The sequence below is a fragment of the Actinomadura opuntiae genome, from assembly GCF_030283205.1.
GTDB lineage: Bacteria > Actinomycetota > Actinomycetes > Streptosporangiales > Streptosporangiaceae > Spirillospora.
This window is the reverse complement of the sequence record NZ_JASNWF010000003.1, coordinates 435,927-451,205: the sequence shown is the minus strand read 5'-3', so window position 1 is coordinate 451,205 and position 15,279 is coordinate 435,927. Positions and strand designations below refer to the sequence as shown.

Here is a 15,279-nt window from a genome sequence, read left to right as displayed (position 1 = left end):
AAGTGAAACTGTTCACGGGTCTCGCGCTCGGCGGCGCCATCGTGGTCGCCGCCGCGGCGCCGGCGCACGCCGCGTCCCCCGCTCCCACCCCGCCGTCCGCCGCCGACGTGGCCGCCGCCCGGCAGGCCGCCGCCGCGGCGTCCCCGACCCTCGCCCGCTTCTTCGCCGGCCGGGGGAAGACCGGGAAGGTCGGCGCCGCCGCGGCGGCGCAGATGGCGCCCAGGCTGACCGGCTCCACCGTGCCGGTCTACGACCTCAACCCGGGCTTCGTCACCGGCGCCTCGGACACCGTTGCGCGGCTGTCGTTCCTCGCCACCGAGGCGGTCTCGGCCGACGGGCAGCACGCGTCGGTGTGGACCGTCCACAAAGCCGGAACCTGGCGGCTGGCCAACATCGCCTCCGGCGCGGACGAGGAGACCTACGCCCGCAACGGCGGCACGGTGTTCCGCGAGCCGCAGATCAACGCCTGGTACGCGCTGCGGGACGGCCGGGTCCGCCCCCTCAACGCCGAGGCACGGCAGGCGACCGGCGCGCCGTCCGTCTCGCTGGCTTCCTACCAGCGGTCGGTCGGCAAGCGCTACGGCGACCGCATGCCCGGCTCGGCCTACGACCGGCAGGGAATGGCGGGCGGCTACGCCCCCGCGCACCACGGCGACTCCGGCGAAAACCGGCTGCCCGCCATTCTCGGCGCCCTGACCCTCGCCGCCGGCGGCGGTGCGCTGGTCATTCGCCGCGTCGCCCGACACTGACCGCCACGAGCAGTCGCGCTCCCCGGCGTCGACAGAGGCCCCGCTCGGCGACCAACTCGTCGAGCGGGGCACGCGCGTCAGGTGTCGCAGCCGATGCCGTCGCCGTCGCGGTCCAGATCGTAGATGTCGCTGCCGACCACGCGGACGGGGCCCTGGACGTAGCCGGGGCCGTTGCCGCTGCCGCCGGCGCAGTCGACGTCGCTCGCGATGGGCACGCACGCGCCGCTGTAGTTCGGGTCGCACCGCGACGCCTGCCGAGTGCCAACGGCAATGACCTTCTCGACCGGAGCTTTGGTGACCTTTTGGCGGATCAGTTTCTTACGGGTCTGCACACCGTCGGTGAGGGTCACCTCATAGGTGAGCTTCTTAATTCCCGTGACGCCGCGCCTCTTCACCTTGGTGGTTCCCTTGGCGAGGGACGAATCGCGCACCTTCGTAGTGCCAAAGGGAATCTTCCGGGTCACGGTGACCGTCTTTTTCGTGCTCGAAGCCGTAGGCGTCGCGGCAGTGGACGCCGCCGGGGAAGCGGAAGCCGCCGCGCTGGATATCGGCGAAGCGGCCGCCGAAGGCGAGGGGTCCGTCTTGCAGGCGTTGAGCGTCAGCAGGCCGCAAACGGCCAGAGCAACCAGGGTGAAGTATCGCATTCGTCCTCCGTAGGGCCGAAGCATGCTTCCCGCTGACACGGCCGGTCAAGAGTTTCGCCCGGCTCAGGCCACGATTCCGTCCAAGTGCCGGGAAATCACGGAGTCGATGCGAGGTGCCCTGCCAGTACACGTGCGCATGGGCCGCTTAAGGGAACCATTCAAGGGGGAGAGGACCGATATGGCGCTGGTTCTGGTGACCGGGGCGTCCACCGGGCTCGGGTACGACAAGGCCGGTGCGTTGGCCGACGACGGGCACGACGTGGTCGTCCATGCCCGCAACCTGGCTCTGCTGTCGCTGTAGGAAGCGGTGCCGTCGGCCAGCCGCCGCAGGCCGGTGGAGCCGGACCGGTGCATGGAACTGCTGAGGTAGACGGGTGAGACACATCAGACACAGGTGTGGCTCGCCACCCGTCCCGACGTGACCCCGGCCACCGGCGGGCGGGGACCGGCCCGGCGTCTGCACTGGGCGAACTCACTCGGGACGGGCCGCGCCCGGGTCGGTCGATGTGCCGGGATTGAGCCTGTCGGCGGGGACTCGCTCGATGCGGGTCCAGCCCCGCCAGCCCCGTTCCTCCAGGATCCTGATCACTCGCTGGGCGTTCGGCGAGGACTCGATCATGGTCGCGTCCAGCAGGTCGACGAAGGGGTCGTCGCCGTTGCCGGCCCCCGTCTCGCCGGACTCCACGGCGCGGATCATCATGCGCTCCACGATGTCGGCGATCTCGACGATCCGCGGGTCGTCGGCCGGCCAGTCGAGCGCGTCGTTGACGAGGCGGTAGAGCCGCACCATGTCGGGGTCGTCCAGGTCCTCGTGCTTCCTGGCGATGATGGAGTCGATCAGGTGCGGGACCTGGGCGGCGATCACGATCCAGCTGTCCCGCTCCAGCTCGATGTACCGCTCGGCGACGCCGATGCCGCGCAGTCGGTCGAGGTAGCCGACGACGCTCGGCGGGAGCGCCAGATGCTCCCCGGCGGCGAGCCTGGCGAGCCGCTCGCGGGTGTCCTGCAGCCGCCGGATCTCGGCGCGCAGGCTCTTGTCGATCTCCTTGACGTCCCGGGCGAACTCCTCCGGGCCGGCGTCCAGGAGCTCCTGCACCCGGGCGAGCGGCACACCGGCGTCCGCCAGGGTGCGGATCCGGATCAGCCGCGCGACCGCGAAGGCGTCGTAGACCCGGTAACCGGACTGGTCGCGCTCGGGCTCCGGCAGCAGCCCGATCCGGTGGTAGTGGCGTACCGCCCGCACGGTCACTCCCGCGTACGCGGCCAGCCGGCTGATGGTGAGCATGGGTCCCGGGCCGCCTCAGGCGATCTTCCGGCGGTAGGCGCCCATCGCGAGGACGTACGCCACGACGAGGATGCCGGCGCACCAGGCGAGGGCCGTCCAGACGTCGTCGCCGGCCGGCCGCCCGGCGAGCAGGGCGCGGATCGTGTTGACGATCGACGTCACCGGCTGGTTCTCGGCGAACCAGCGCACCGGGCCGGGCATCGTCCCGGTGGGCACGAACGCCGAGCTGACGAACGGCAGGAAGATCAGCGGGTAGGAGAACGCGCCCGCGGCCTCGACCGACGGCGCGGAGAAGCCCGCGATCACGGCGATCCAGGTCAGCGCCAGGGTGAACAGCACCAGCAGGCCGGCGACCCCGAGCCATTCCGGCACTCCGGCCCCCGAGCGGAAGCCCATGAGCAGCGCGACGCCCACGACGATCACCAGCGAGATCAGGTTCGCGATCAGCGAGGTCAGCACGTGCGCCCACAGTACGCCCGTCCGGGCGATCGGCATGGACTGGAAGCGCTCGAAGATCCCGCTCTTCATGTCCGTGAAGAGCCGGAACGCGGTATAGGAGATGCCCGACGCGATCGTGATGAGCAGGATGCCGGGCAGCATGTAGTCCACGTACGAACCCGAGCCCGTGTCGATCGCGCCGCCGAACACGTAGACGAACATCAGCATCATGGCGATCGGCATGACCGCGGTCGTGATGATGGTGTCCGGGCTGCGGGTGACGTGGCGCAGGGTCCGTCCCGTGAGCGAGACGGTGTCGCCGAAGAAATGCGCGGTCATCACTGTTCCCTAGTTCTTCGTGCCGGTGGTCTCGGTGCCGGTGATCGCGAGGAAGACCTCTTCGAGGGTCGGCTGCTTCTCGACGTACTCGACCTTGGCCGGCGGGAGGAGTCGCCTGAGCTCGGCGAGGGTGCCGTTGACGAGGATCCGCCCCTGGTGCAGGACCGCGATCCGGTCGGCGAGGTGCTCGGCCTCGTCCAGGTACTGCGTGGTCAGCAGGATCGCCGTGCCCTGCCCCGCGAGGTCCTTGACGGCCCGCCACACCTCGAGCCGCGCTTCGGGATCGAGCCCGGTCGTCGGCTCGTCCAGGAAGATCACCGGCGGATTCCCGATCAGGCTCATCGCGATGTCCAGGCGCCGGCGCATGCCGCCGGAGTACGTCGCCACCCTGCGCGCGCCGGCGTCGGTCATCGAGAACCGTTTCAGCAGGTCGTCCGCGATGCCGCCGGGGTCGCGGAGATGCCGCAGCCGGGCGACCAGCGCCAGGTTCTCCCGTCCGCTGAGGATCTCGTCGACGGCCGCGAACTGCCCGGTGAGGCTGATGGACTCCCGCACACGGGCCGCCTGCGCCGAGACGTCGAAGCCGTTGACGGTCGCCGTCCCGCCATCGGCCTTGAGCAGCGTCGACAGGATCTTCACGACCGTGGTCTTGCCCGCCCCGTTCGAGCCGAGCAAGGCGAAGATGCCGCCGCGCGCCACGTCGAGGTCGACGCCGCGCAGCACTTCCAGCTTCCCGTACGACTTCGTCAGGCCCTGCACGCGGATCGCCGGCTCGGCGGCCGATCGCGACGTCATGAGCGAATCCTCCTGCCTCTTGCTGCTGCTCGTTCGATGAGCGTGGTCATCATCTGCCTCCTTCACGGAGCGACTCCGCCCCTCCGCGGGGCGCTCCTGGCAGAAGGATGGAGGGTTGACCCAGCGTCAAGGTCAAGCCGCCTCCGAGCGGGCCTCTGACTTTCAGTACCGAAAGTACTGAATACTTTGGGTATGCTACGGTCGGCTCATGACCGACAACCCAGGGCCCGCGAGGCGGGTGCCGCGCGAGGAGGTGCGGCGGCGGCTGCTGGCCGAGGCGGTGCGGGTGTTCACCGAACGCGGCTACGCCGACGCACGGATCGAGGACATCGCCCACGCCGCCGGGTTCACCAAGGGCGCCGTCTACTCCAACTTCGGCGGCAAGCAGGAGCTGTTCGGCGCCGTCCTCGGCCAGGGAGCGCAGGACGAGCTGGCCGCCGTGACCGCCGAGATCGCCGGCGCCGAGGACGCCGGCGCGGTGATCGAACGGGTCGCCGAACTGATCACCGCCCGGATCGTCACCGACACCGGGCACGGCCAGCTCGGGTTGGAGTTCGCCGCCCGCGCCGCCCGCGACGAGCAGACCCGCGCCGTCCTGACCCCGATGCGCCGCGCGCAGCGCGAAACCGCCGCCCGCTCCATCGCCGAGGTGACCGACCGCACCGGCACCACCGCGCCCGTTCCGGCCGAGCTGGCCGGGCTGATCCTGCACTGCCTCACCAACGGCCTGGTGAACGAGCACCTCGCCGACCCCGAGGCCGTCACCGCCGACGTCATCAAACGAGCGTTCACCGCCGTGCTGACCGCACTGCTCCCCCCGACCGCGCACGCCTGAGAGGCCCCCCTTGGCGACCCTGCTCTACCGGCTCGGCCGGACCGCGTTCCGTCACCGCCTGCGCTTTCTGGCCGGATGGCTGGTGCTGCTGTTCCTGATCGGGGGCGGCTTCGCCGCCTTCGGCTCCCATCTGGACAGCGAGGCCACCATCCCCGGCTCGCAGTCCCAGCAGGGCATCGATCTGCTGGAACGTTCCCTTCCGGAGGCGACCGGGGTGACCGCGCAACTGGTGTTCGCCGCCCCGCCCGGCGCGACCGTCGACGACCCGGCCCACCGCGCCCGCATCCAGAAGGCGGTACGGCAAGCGGCCGCGGCGCCGCAGGTCGCCGAGGCCACCGACCCGTTCAAGACCAAGAAGATCTCCGCCGACCGGCGCACCGCGCTCGCCCAGGTGCTGTATCCGATCAAGCGGGACGCGCTGGAGGACGCCAGCGTCACCGCTCTGGAGGACATCGCCGCCGCGGCCCGCTCGGACGACCTGCGCGCCGAGGTCGGCGGGACCGTCTACAGCACCGCGGGCATGCACGTGGGCATCGGCGAGGTGATCGGCGTCGTCGTCGCCGTGATCGTGCTCGTCCTCACGTTCGGCTCGTTGCTGGCGGCCGGGCTGACACTGCTGACCGCCATCACCGGGTTGGCGATCGGGCTGCTCGGCCTGATGCTGATCTCCAACGTCGCGACCGTCTCCGACACCGCCCCGAGCCTGGCGCTGATGGTCGGCCTGGCCGTCGGCATCGACTACGCGCTGTTCATCGGCTCCCGGCACCGCACCCAACTCGCCGACGGGATGGCGGCCGAGGAATCGGCGGCGCGGGCCGTCGCGACCGCCGGCGGCGCCGTCGTCTTCGCCGGGCTCACGGTGATCGTCGCGCTGGCCGGGCTGTCCGTGGTCGGCATCCCCTTCCTGACCGTCATGGGCCTGGCCGCCGCGCTGACCGTCCTGATGGCGGTGGCCGCCGCGATCACCCTGGTGCCCGCCCTGCTCGGCCTCGCTGGCGACCGCCTGCGCCCCAGGCCGCGCTCGCGCGCCGCCCGTCCGGAACGCGCCGGCGCCGGCGGTCTGCGTTGGGCCCGGCTGGTCACCCGCCGTCCGCTGCTCACCGTCCCGGTCGTCCTGCTGGCCCTGGGGGCGATGGCGCTCCCGGCGCTGCGGCTCAATCTGGCGATGCCCGACAACGGCACCGCCGACCCATCCTCCACGCAGCGCAAGGCCTACGACCTGCTGTCCGACGCTTTCGGCCCCGGCAACAACGGCCGGCTGCTGGTCCTCGTACGAACCCGCGAGGGCGACCCGGTACGAGCCGCTGCCCGCGTCGCGGGCGGACTCGACCTGCCCGGCGTCGTGTCGATCAGCGATCCCGAACCCGGCACCGATGGCCGTACCGCGGTCCTCAACCTCGTCCCCGAGCAGGGCCCGCGCACCAAGGCGACCCAGCGGCTCGTCCGCGACATCCGCTCCCGCACTCCCGCCCTCGGCGCGGCCACCGGCGCCCAGATCCTGGTCACCGGCTCGACGCCCGCCGCCATCGACGTCTCCGACCGGCTCCGCGACTCGCTGCCACCCTTCACCGCCATCGTGGTCGGGTTCTCGCTGCTGCTGTTGCTGCTGGTCTTCCGGTCGATCCTCGTCCCGGTCAAGGCCGCGGCCGGATTCCTGCTCTCAGCCGGCGCGGCGTTCGGCGCGGTCGTCGCCGTCTTCCAGTGGGGCTGGCTCGCCGACCTGTTCGGCGTGGCCACCACCGGACCGGTCTTCAGCTTCATGCCCATCGTCGTGATCGCCGTGCTGTTCGGCCTGGCCATGGACTACCAGGTCTTCCTGGTATCGCGGATCCGCGAGGAACACGTCCATACCGGACGTCCGCGCGAGGCCGTACTGACCGGCTCCCGGCACACCACCCGGGTCATCACCGCGGCCGCACTGATCATGTTCGCGGTCTTCGCCGGCTTCGTCACCACCGACGACCTCACCCTCAAACCCATCGCCCTCGGCCTGGCCGCCGGGATCCTGGCCGACGCCTTCCTCGTCCGGATGACGCTCGTCCCGGCCGTCCTCGCACTGACCGGCCACGGCGCCTGGTGGCTGCCGCGATGGCTGAACCGGCTCCTCCCCAACCTCGACATCGAAGGCGCCACCCTGCAACGCCCCCACGCCGAAGCCGCCGAACACCACCGCGACCCCATCACCGCGCCCACCGACTAGCCGGCAGACGTCGGCACGGCGCAGGACCGCGACGTCCCACCAGATGCGGGTGCCGGTTGGTGGAACTCGTAGCTCCGGTCGGCAGGCCGCGGGTACGGATCATCCCCGCTCGCGCGGGGAGAGTACCCCACGACCTGCCGACCGGAATGACGGGCGCAGCCACGTCCTCGCTGCGGCCGTCGGTGCTTGGGACGCCTGCTCTGCGGCTAGTCCTCGACGGTGAACTCCGTGCTGACCGGGGCGGGACCGAGCACCCAGGACGCGGTGAGCTTCACCTTGGTGCCGACCGGGACCGAGTCGGCGACGTAGATGCTGAACTGGGCGCCGGCCTGGGTGGCCGGGATGCTGCCGTCGGCGGGGACGCTGAGCTGCGCGGTGACGCCGGGCGTGTCACTGGTCAGGTTGATCCGGGCGCCGAACGGGTGCCAGATGTCGCCCAGGCCCACCGCCCCGAAGTTCTGCACGTTCCCGGGGTGGTGCCGCACGGGCCCGAGGACGCCGATGGAGAACTTCTTGGGCACACCGATGAGGCCGTTGAACTGCCTGGCGGTGCTCAGCGCGGCCATGACGGTCGCGAAACGCGGCCGGTCGTAGGCCGTGGAGTCGATGGCGAAGGTCGCGCTGGTCGCGCCGGCGGGCACGACGACGTAGTACGGGAACGAGACGGCCGCGCTCTCGTAGGGGGTCTTGCGCAGGTCGACGGCCAGCCCGCCGATCGGTGCCGGAGACTTGATCCGCACCGTGCCGGTGAACTTGCTGCCCTCCACCGCGATGCGCTTGTCCACCGTGAAGTCGGTGACGTCCTGCACGCGCCCGTCGATCGGGTCGACGGTGACGGACGTCTCCGCGACGGAGCCGCCGACACCGGCGGTCAGCCGGGTCACGGTCCCGGAGCTGGTCGCGGACTGCACCCGGATCGGGAAGCTGACGCGGCGCTGCCCGGCGGGCACCGTGACCTTGTGCTTGGTCGACTGCCAGTAGGTCAGGTCCTCGTACTCGTTGCCGTCCAGCAGGTCGACGGTGACACCGCCGGCCGGAGCCGGCTCGGCCAGGGTGACCGTCTGGATCGCCTCCTCGCCGGAGGTGATCCTGGACGGCGACACGGTCGTGGACTCGACCGCCACCTCGGCGGCCGAAGCCCGCAGCGGAGCGAACACCACGGCGGCCACGGCGAGGGGCAGCACCGCGCCGACGGCGCGGCGGCCGGCCCGGTGAACGGAGGAAACGGAAGGGGATGCGTTCATGGGCCCAAGTCAATGATCTTCGTCGGGTCCGCACCAGATCACGACCCCACACGTTCGATCTTCGTAAGGACTCCGCCCACCAGAGTGATCAAGCCGTCACCCAGCACCGACACCCCGACGTCTATCTGATCCGCGCCTTCGCAGGCGTTAGTGGCGGGTCAGGATCGACTGCACTGTTGCGGTCACGACCTGGCCGGTTTCCTCGGGCTTGAGGCGTCCGGCGCGGTTCTCCTCGGCGGCGCCTTGCAGGACGTAGTGGATGACGTTGACCAGCCAGGTGATCGGCAGGTCGGTGCGGAACGCCCCTTCGTCCTGGCCGCGCCTGATGAGATCTTCCATCCGCTGCGCGGGGGCGGTGTGCTGCTCGCGGATGCGTTCGGCAGGAAGGACGGCCTGAGCGGCCGTCAGGAGCGCTGCGGACTCGGCGACGAGTTTCCAACTGGAGTGGAGCAGCCTGCTGAGAGCCTCGTGCGGATCGCCCGTGAGGTCGAGGGCTGACAGGACCTCGTCGCCGGCTCGCAACGCGTCGGCCAGGGCGGCCTCCACCAGGTCGGCCCGGGTGCGGAAGTGGCCGTAGAGCGTCATCCGGCCCACGCCGGCGGCCTTGGCGATGTCGTCGATCCCCGCGTTGGGATCGATGCTGAGCCTCTCGCGGGCCGCGGCGACGATGCGGGCGATGCTGCGCTCGGCGTCCGCACGGCGTCGCGGACCGGTGGTGGGAGCCATGCCACCATCCTAACTCGTACTGGAATATACGTGTTACGCTTCCCGCTATAAGTCGTACTTGCACATACGAGTTATAGGGAGGGGTCCTCGATGGCCCAACAGATCCCGGGCACGTCGGCGCAGGCCGGGACGCCGCATCCGCTGCGATGGCGCATCCTCGGCTTCCTCGGCGTGGCCCAGCTGATGCTGATCCTGGACGTCACCGTCGTGGCCATCGCCTTGCCGCACATCGAGACCGATCTCGGACTGAGCCGCCAGGCCGTGACCTGGACGGTCAGCGCGTACACCCTCGCCTTCGGCGGCCTGATGCTGCTGGGCGGGCGTGCCGCCGACCTGCTCGGCGCCAAGCGCGTCGTCCTCGCCGGGCTGCTGGTCTTCACGGCGGCGTCGCTCACCACCGGGCTCGCCGGATCGGCGGGCGTCCTGCTGGGCGGGCGCATCGCGCAGGGCGTGGGCGCGGCGATGCTGTCTCCATCGGCGTTGTCGCTGGTGGTGAGCCTGTTCGACGGCGAGGAGCGGAACAAGGCGCTGGGCGTCTGGTCCGCGCTCGGCGGCGGCGGCGCGGCTCTCGGCGTGCTGCTGGGCGGCCTGCTCACCGCGGGTCCGGGCTGGCCGTGGGTCTTCTTCGTGAACGTCCCCATCGGGCTGGTGATCCTCGTGTCGCTCGCCCGGATGCTGCCGCGGCAGCACGCGGCCGCCCCGCGTCCCCGGCTGGACGTGCTCGGAGCGGTGCTGGTCACCGCCTCGTCGAGCGTGCTGATCTACGCGGTCAACCGCGCCGGGGACCACGGGTGGGTCACCGCCGCGACGGGCGGGCTCGTGCTGGCGGCGGCCATCGGCTACCTGGCGTTCGTGATCAGGCAGAAGGCCGCCAAGTCGCCGATGATGGACATCGCGCTGCTGGTGCGGCGGCCGGTCGCCACCGGCACGTTCCTCATCGCCATGGCGACGGCCCTGATGATCGCGGTGTTCTTCCTCGGCACGTTCTACTTCCAGCACGGCCAGGGGTACGGCGCTCTGCGCACCGGCCTGCTGTTCCTTCCGGTCGCGGGGGCGACGATGCTGGGCGCCAATCTCACCGGACGGGCGATCGCCAAGGCGGGCGCGCGCCGGCTCGGCGTGGCCGGGCTGCTCACCACCGCCGTCGGCATGGCGGTGCCCGCGCTGTCGATGCATCCCGCGACCGTTGTGATCGGGACGGCGATAGCGGGCGCGGGCACCGGCGCCATCTTCGTCGTCGCGTCGGCGACCGCGCTCGGACAGGTGGCCCCGCACGAAGCCGGTATCGCCTCCGGAATCGTCAGCACCTTCCACGAATTCGGCGCCTCGATCGGCGCCGCGGTCATTTCCAGCGTCGCGGCGGCGAGCATCGTCGGCGACACCGTCTCCGGCTTCACCGACGGCTTCGTCCTCGCGTCGGTGGTCGCGGCAGTAGCCGCGCTCATCGCGGCCGTTCTGACACCCGGCCGGCCTAACGCCGTCTGATCGGAGCCCGGCGTCCAGCCTTGGGGATTAGTGGGCGGATGAGGGCGACGCCGAGGACTGCGCCGTGCAAGCCGCACCGTTCAGGGTGAATTGCGCGGGGGCGGTGTTGGCGCCGGTGTAGGAGCCGTTGAAGCCAATCGACAGGGACGTGCCGGGTGCGATCCCGGCGTTCCACGAGGCGTTCCGGGCGGTGACGTCGCGGCCGGACTGCGACCAGGCGGCGTTCCAGCCCTGCGTGACCTTCTGGTCGCCGGCGAAGGAGAAGCCCAGGGTCCAGCCGTTGATCGGGGTCGTTCCGCTGTTGGTGATGGTGACCGCGGCGGTGAAGCCGGCGTTCCACTGGCTGGTGACGGCGTAGGCGACCTTGCAGGCGGCGGCCGGAGGCGGAGTGTCCCCGCCGGAGCCGCCGAGGGCCGTGCGGATCGCGGCGTAGGCGGGCTTGGGCTGCAGGTTCTCGTCCCACGGCAGCGCGGCGCCCTCGCCGGGGAACACGCTCGGAATCCAGGAGTACTTGTCGGTGTAGTCCCAGATCGTGATGCCCGCGCAGCGGGAGACGGCGAGGCACGCCTTCGTCACGTCGGAGTACCACGTCGCCTGGGTGGCGAGCTTGGTGGAGTCGGCGGGCAATTGCATGCGGACGTCCAGTTCTGTAATGGCCACGTCCACGCCGAGGTCGGCGAACCGCTGAAGGTTCTGCTGCAGGCCGCTGGGGAACCCGTACTGCAGGGCGAGGTGTCCTTGGAAGCCGACGCCGTCGATGGGCACGCCCTGTTGCTTCAGCGACTTGACGAGGTTGTACATGGCGTCGCTCTTCGCACCGAGCCCGTCGGTGTTGTAGTCGTTGATGTAGAGCTTGGCGTCGGGATCGGCGGCGCGGGCGGCGCGGAACGCGTCGGCGATATAGCTCTGCCCGAGGGTGGTGTAGAAGACGCTGTTGCGGAACGTGCCGTCGTCGTTGAACGCCTCGTTGACCACGTCCCAGTGGACCACCTGGCCCTTGTAATGGGCGACCTCGGTCGTGATGTGATTCAGCATGATCGAGCGCAGCTCGGCGGCCGAGAACCCGCCGTTGCTGACCCAGCCGGGGAGCTGGTTGTGCCACACGAGCGTGTGGCCGCGCACCTTTTGACCGTGGCTGCGGGCGAAGGCGACGACGGCATCGCCCTTGGTGAAGTCGAATTGCCCGCGCTGGGGTTCGGTGGTGTCCCACTTCATCGCGTTGCCGGGCGTGATGGCGCCGAATTCGCTTCCCAGAATGGCGGTGTACGCGCTGTCGCTCAGTTCGGGATTGTCGGTGGCGGAGCCGAAGTAGCGGCCCTTTGCCGCGGCGAACTGTCCGAGCGTCGGTTCGGCGGCGCGGGCGGTGACGGCGCCGTGGACGGTGGCGGAGACCGTGCCGACGCCGGCGAGCAGCGCGCAGGCGGCGAGAGCGAGACGGTACGCGGGGGGCTTGCTCATCGGGTCGCCTTCCTGACGAGGTGTGGAAGCGCTCCCATAAGGCGTCCTCGACCGTACTCGCGGGCCTCACCGCCGTGAAGGGTGTTCTCACGCCTTCCACGGTTACGGGATCGGCCGGCCTCGCGGCAACCTTCCGTACCTCCCGGACGACGTGCAGGCGGGACCGCAAGCCGGGGACGATCCAACCCAACCCTCCCCAAGCGGATCCCTCTGCCCGCCCCGCATGCCCCTGGGGCGGGCAGACCCCCCGGCTTCCGGGTTTTCATCGGCGCAGGCGCGTTCTGCCAGGTCGACGAGGTCGGGCCATGAAAGACGGCCGCGGAGAGGGCCGGAACATTGACCTGTCGAAGCGCTTCGATCACCCTCGTGGCCACCGGGACCACAAGGAGGGCGCCCCATGCGAAGACCATTCATCGGTGCCGGAGCGGCCGCGCTCGCGCTGGCCACCGCCCTGGCGACGGCCGTGGCCATCGCCCCGGCGCCCGCCGTCCCGGCGGCCGCGGCAGAGCCGGCAACGGGGGCCTACACCTGGAAGAACGTGCGGATCGGCGGTGGCGGCTTCGTTCCCGGCATCGTGTTCAGCCGCAAGGAGAAGAACCTCGTCTACGCCCGTACCGACATCGGCGGCGCCTACCGCTGGGACCAGTCGTCCAAGCGGTGGACCCCGCTGCTCGACTGGGTCGGCGCGGACAACTGGGGCTACAACGGCGTCATCAGCCTGGCCGCCGACCCCGTGGACGCGGACCGGGTGTACGCGGCGGTCGGCATGTACACCAACAGCTGGGACCCGCACGACGGTGCGGTGCTGCGCTCGTCCGACCGGGGCAGGACGTGGCAGGCGACGCAGCTTCCGTTCAAGCTCGGCGGCAACATGCCGGGCCGCGGCATGGGCGAGCGGCTGGCCGTCGACCCGAACGACGACAAGGTCCTCTACCTGGGCACGCCCGAGGGCAACGGGCTGTGGCGCAGTACCGACCAGGGCGTCACCTGGTCGAAGGTGACGAGCTTCCCCAACCCCGGCGACTACGCCGACGACCCGAGCGACCCCAACGGCTACGGCAGCGCCCGGCCCGGCGTCGTCTGGGTGACGTTCGACGAGAGCACCGGGACGGCGGGCGCCCCCACGAAGACGATCTATGCCGGGGTCGCGGACAAGGAGAACACCGTCTACCGCAGCACCGACGCGGGTGCGACGTGGGAGCGCGTGCCCGGCCAGCCCACCGGCTATATCGCGCACAAAGGCGTGCTGGACGCCGCGAGCCACACCCTGTACATCGCCACCAGCGACACGGCCGGCCCGTACAACGGCGCCAAGGGCGACGTGTGGAAACTCGACACGCGGTCGGGCGCCTGGACGCGGATCAGTCCCGTCCCCTCAAGCAGTTCCGACGACTATTTCGGTTACAGCGGCCTGACCGTCGACCGGCAGCACCCCGGGACGCTGATGGTCGCCACGCAGGTGTCCTGGTGGCCCGACATGATCATGTGGCGGAGCACCGACGGCGGCGCCACCTGGTCCCGGATCTGGGACTGGACGAGCTACCCCGACCGCAGCCTGCGCTACACCCAGGACATCTCCGCGGTGCCGTGGCTGACGTTCGGCGCGAACCCGCAGCCGCCCGAGCCGTCCCCCAAGCTCGGCTGGATGAACGAGTCGGTGGAGATCGACCCGTTCGACTCCGACCGGCTCATGTACGGGACCGGCGCGACGCTCTACGGGACCGAGGACCTCACCCGGTGGGACGCCGGCGGCAAGGTCACGATCAGGCCGATGGTGGACGGCCTGGAGGAGACCGCGGTGCTCGACCTGATCAGCCCGCCGTCCGGCGCGCCGCTGCTCAGCGGGCTCGGCGACGTCGGCGGGTTCCGGCACACCGACCTGGGCGCCGTCCCGCCGTCGATCTTCACCCGTCCGGTGTTCACCAGCACGACCGGCCTCGACTACGCCGAGGGGAATCCGGACGTCATCGTGCGGGCGGGCGACTTCACCGATTCCGACCGTCCCGGCGACAGCCACGTGGCGTTCTCCACCGACGACGGCGCGAACTGGTTCCAGGGCACCGAGCCCAGCGGCGTGAACCACGGCGGCACGGTCGCGGCGTCGGCGGACGGCTCGCGGTTCGTGTGGGCGCCCGGCGACGGCGGACAGCCGGTCGTGTACTCCGCGGGATTCGGAACGAGCTGGACGCAGTCGTCCGGTGTGCCCGCCAACGCGATCGTCGAGTCCGACCGGGTGGACGCGGACACCTTCTACGCGTTCTCGGGCGGGAGGTTCTACGTCAGCACCGACGGCGGGAAGAGCTTCTCGGCAACGGCGGCGTCCGGGCTGCCGTCCAGCGGCGTCCATTTCAAGGCGGTGCCGGGCAAGGAGGGCGACGTCTGGCTCGCCGGCGACACCGGACTGTTCCACTCGACGAACTCCGGCGCGAGCTTCACCAAGGTCGCAGGTGTCTCCCAAGCGGTGAACGTCGGGTTCGGCAAGGCGGCGCCGGGCGCGAGCTATCCGGCTCTCTACCTCGCCGGTACCGACGCCGGGGCCAGCGGGCTCTTCCGGTCGGACGACGCGGGCGGGAACTGGGTCCGTATCAACGACGACCAGCACCAGTACGGGAACATGGGGGAGGCGCTGACCGGCGATCCCCGCGTCTACGGCCGCATCTACCTGGGCACCAACGGCCGGGGCATCGTGTACGGCGACACGTCCGGCACCACTCCGACGAGCCCGCCGCCGACCTCACCGCCGCCCTCGTCCGGTGCCTCCTGCTCGGCGTCCGTCAAGACGACCGGCACGTGGCAGGACGGTTTCCAGGACGACGTCACCGTCAAGAACACCGGCACGGCGGCGATGGCGGCGTGGAAGGTCGCCTGGAGGTTCGGCGGCGGCCAGACCGTCACGCAGTCCTGGAGCGCCAAGGTGACGCAGCAGGGCGCCTCGGTCACCGCGGCCAACGAGTCATGGAACGGGACGCTGCCGGCCGGAGCCACCACCACGTTCGGGTTCGTCGGCAGCGGCGTCCCCGAGGACCTCGGCCTGTCCTGCTCCGGCGGGTGACGTCGGCGCGGGCACGGACCGTCCGTGCC

13 protein-coding genes are annotated in these 15,279 nt (G+C 70.8%); 6 read left to right on the top strand and 7 right to left on the bottom strand.

What is annotated here, in order from left to right; translation table 11 throughout:
* Positions 1–2: 2 nt before the first annotated feature.
* Complete coding sequence (locus tag QP089_RS08410; RefSeq protein WP_285910809.1) at positions 3–749, top strand: hypothetical protein; 747 nt, start codon at positions 3–5, stop codon at positions 747–749.
* 77 nt (positions 750–826) lie between these two features.
* On the opposite strand, the gene QP089_RS08405 is transcribed toward QP089_RS08410, so the two are convergent.
* Positions 827–1,393: a G5 domain-containing protein gene (locus QP089_RS08405; protein ID WP_285910808.1), complete on the bottom strand. Its 567-nt coding sequence runs from the start codon at positions 1,391–1,393 to the stop codon at positions 827–829.
* A 178-nt stretch (positions 1,394–1,571) separates the two neighbouring features.
* On the opposite strand from QP089_RS08405, the gene QP089_RS08400 reads away from it, so the two are divergent.
* A complete protein-coding gene (locus QP089_RS08400; protein ID WP_285910807.1) occupies positions 1,572–1,694 on the top strand; it encodes a hypothetical protein in 123 nt (40 codons plus the stop codon).
* A gap of 171 nt (positions 1,695–1,865) precedes the next feature.
* On the opposite strand, the gene QP089_RS08395 is transcribed toward QP089_RS08400, so the two are convergent.
* The 3 genes from QP089_RS08395 to QP089_RS08385 are packed head-to-tail and all read right to left on the bottom strand — an operon-like array spanning position 1,866 to position 4,250.
* Positions 1,866–2,678, bottom strand: a complete 813-nt coding sequence (locus QP089_RS08395; protein ID WP_285910806.1) for a helix-turn-helix domain-containing protein — start codon at positions 2,676–2,678, stop codon at positions 1,866–1,868.
* A 15-nt stretch (positions 2,679–2,693) separates the two neighbouring features.
* A complete protein-coding gene (locus QP089_RS08390) occupies positions 2,694–3,455 on the bottom strand; it encodes an ABC transporter permease (protein ID WP_285910805.1) in 762 nt (253 codons plus the stop codon).
* A 9-nt stretch (positions 3,456–3,464) separates the two neighbouring features.
* Entirely contained in the window at positions 3,465–4,250 is a 786-nt protein-coding gene (locus QP089_RS08385) for an ABC transporter ATP-binding protein (protein ID WP_285910804.1), read from the bottom strand.
* Positions 4,251–4,458: 208 nt separating this feature from the next.
* On the opposite strand from QP089_RS08385, the gene QP089_RS08380 reads away from it, so the two are divergent.
* Together QP089_RS08380 and QP089_RS08375 are read left to right on the top strand one after the other, a co-directional pair.
* The gene (locus tag QP089_RS08380) at positions 4,459–5,085 is read left to right on the top strand and encodes a TetR/AcrR family transcriptional regulator (RefSeq protein WP_285910803.1); all 627 of its coding nucleotides are present in this window, start codon (positions 4,459–4,461) and stop codon (positions 5,083–5,085) included.
* 10 nt (positions 5,086–5,095) lie between these two features.
* Positions 5,096–7,285 carry an MMPL family transporter gene (locus QP089_RS08375; RefSeq protein ID WP_285910802.1) on the top strand — a complete coding sequence of 730 codons (2,190 nt, stop codon included), beginning with the start codon at positions 5,096–5,098 and terminating at the stop codon, positions 7,283–7,285.
* Between the two features lie 206 nt (positions 7,286–7,491).
* Here the strand turns inward: QP089_RS08375 and QP089_RS08370 are convergent, their stop codons facing one another.
* Together QP089_RS08370 and QP089_RS08365 are read right to left on the bottom strand one after the other, a co-directional pair.
* Positions 7,492–8,529 (bottom strand): hypothetical protein, encoded by a 1,038-nt coding sequence (locus tag QP089_RS08370; RefSeq protein ID WP_285910801.1) that lies wholly within the window; start codon positions 8,527–8,529, stop codon positions 7,492–7,494.
* 147 nt (positions 8,530–8,676) lie between these two features.
* The gene (locus tag QP089_RS08365) at positions 8,677–9,255 is read right to left on the bottom strand and encodes a TetR/AcrR family transcriptional regulator (RefSeq protein WP_285910800.1); all 579 of its coding nucleotides are present in this window, start codon (positions 9,253–9,255) and stop codon (positions 8,677–8,679) included.
* A 90-nt stretch (positions 9,256–9,345) separates the two neighbouring features.
* Here QP089_RS08365 and QP089_RS08360 point away from each other — a divergent pair, with 90 nt between their 5' ends.
* Positions 9,346–10,740, top strand: coding sequence for an MFS transporter (locus tag QP089_RS08360; protein WP_285910799.1), 1,395 nt, complete (start codon positions 9,346–9,348; stop codon positions 10,738–10,740).
* Positions 10,741–10,767: 27 nt separating this feature from the next.
* On the opposite strand, the gene QP089_RS08355 is transcribed toward QP089_RS08360, so the two are convergent.
* Complete coding sequence (locus tag QP089_RS08355; RefSeq protein ID WP_285910798.1) at positions 10,768–12,198, bottom strand: glycoside hydrolase family 10 protein; 1,431 nt, start codon at positions 12,196–12,198, stop codon at positions 10,768–10,770.
* A 397-nt stretch (positions 12,199–12,595) separates the two neighbouring features.
* On the opposite strand from QP089_RS08355, the gene QP089_RS08350 reads away from it, so the two are divergent.
* The gene (locus QP089_RS08350) at positions 12,596–15,250 is read left to right on the top strand and encodes a cellulose binding domain-containing protein (protein WP_285910797.1); all 2,655 of its coding nucleotides are present in this window, start codon (positions 12,596–12,598) and stop codon (positions 15,248–15,250) included.
* Positions 15,251–15,279 lie beyond the last annotated feature (29 nt).

Bases quoted from the DNA above. Each gene is read 5' to 3' on its own strand.
- QP089_RS08380 (WP_285910803.1), top strand. From the start codon at position 4,459: ATGACCGACAACCCAGGGCCCGCGAGGCGGGTGCCGCGCGAGGAGGTG.
- QP089_RS08355 (WP_285910798.1), bottom strand. From the start codon at position 12,198: ATGAGCAAGCCCCCCGCGTACCGTCTCGCTCTCGCCGCCTGCGCGCTG.
- QP089_RS08360 (WP_285910799.1), top strand. From the start codon at position 9,346: ATGGCCCAACAGATCCCGGGCACGTCGGCGCAGGCCGGGACGCCGCAT.
- QP089_RS08390 (WP_285910805.1), bottom strand. From the start codon at position 3,455: ATGACCGCGCATTTCTTCGGCGACACCGTCTCGCTCACGGGACGGACC.
- QP089_RS08400 (WP_285910807.1), top strand. From the start codon at position 1,572: ATGGCGCTGGTTCTGGTGACCGGGGCGTCCACCGGGCTCGGGTACGAC.
- QP089_RS08385 (WP_285910804.1), bottom strand. From the start codon at position 4,250: ATGACGTCGCGATCGGCCGCCGAGCCGGCGATCCGCGTGCAGGGCCTG.
- QP089_RS08365 (WP_285910800.1), bottom strand. From the start codon at position 9,255: ATGGCTCCCACCACCGGTCCGCGACGCCGTGCGGACGCCGAGCGCAGC.
- QP089_RS08405 (WP_285910808.1), bottom strand. From the start codon at position 1,393: ATGCGATACTTCACCCTGGTTGCTCTGGCCGTTTGCGGCCTGCTGACG.
- QP089_RS08370 (WP_285910801.1), bottom strand. From the start codon at position 8,529: ATGAACGCATCCCCTTCCGTTTCCTCCGTTCACCGGGCCGGCCGCCGC.
- QP089_RS08395 (WP_285910806.1), bottom strand. From the start codon at position 2,678: ATGCTCACCATCAGCCGGCTGGCCGCGTACGCGGGAGTGACCGTGCGG.
- QP089_RS08350 (WP_285910797.1), top strand. From the start codon at position 12,596: ATGCGAAGACCATTCATCGGTGCCGGAGCGGCCGCGCTCGCGCTGGCC.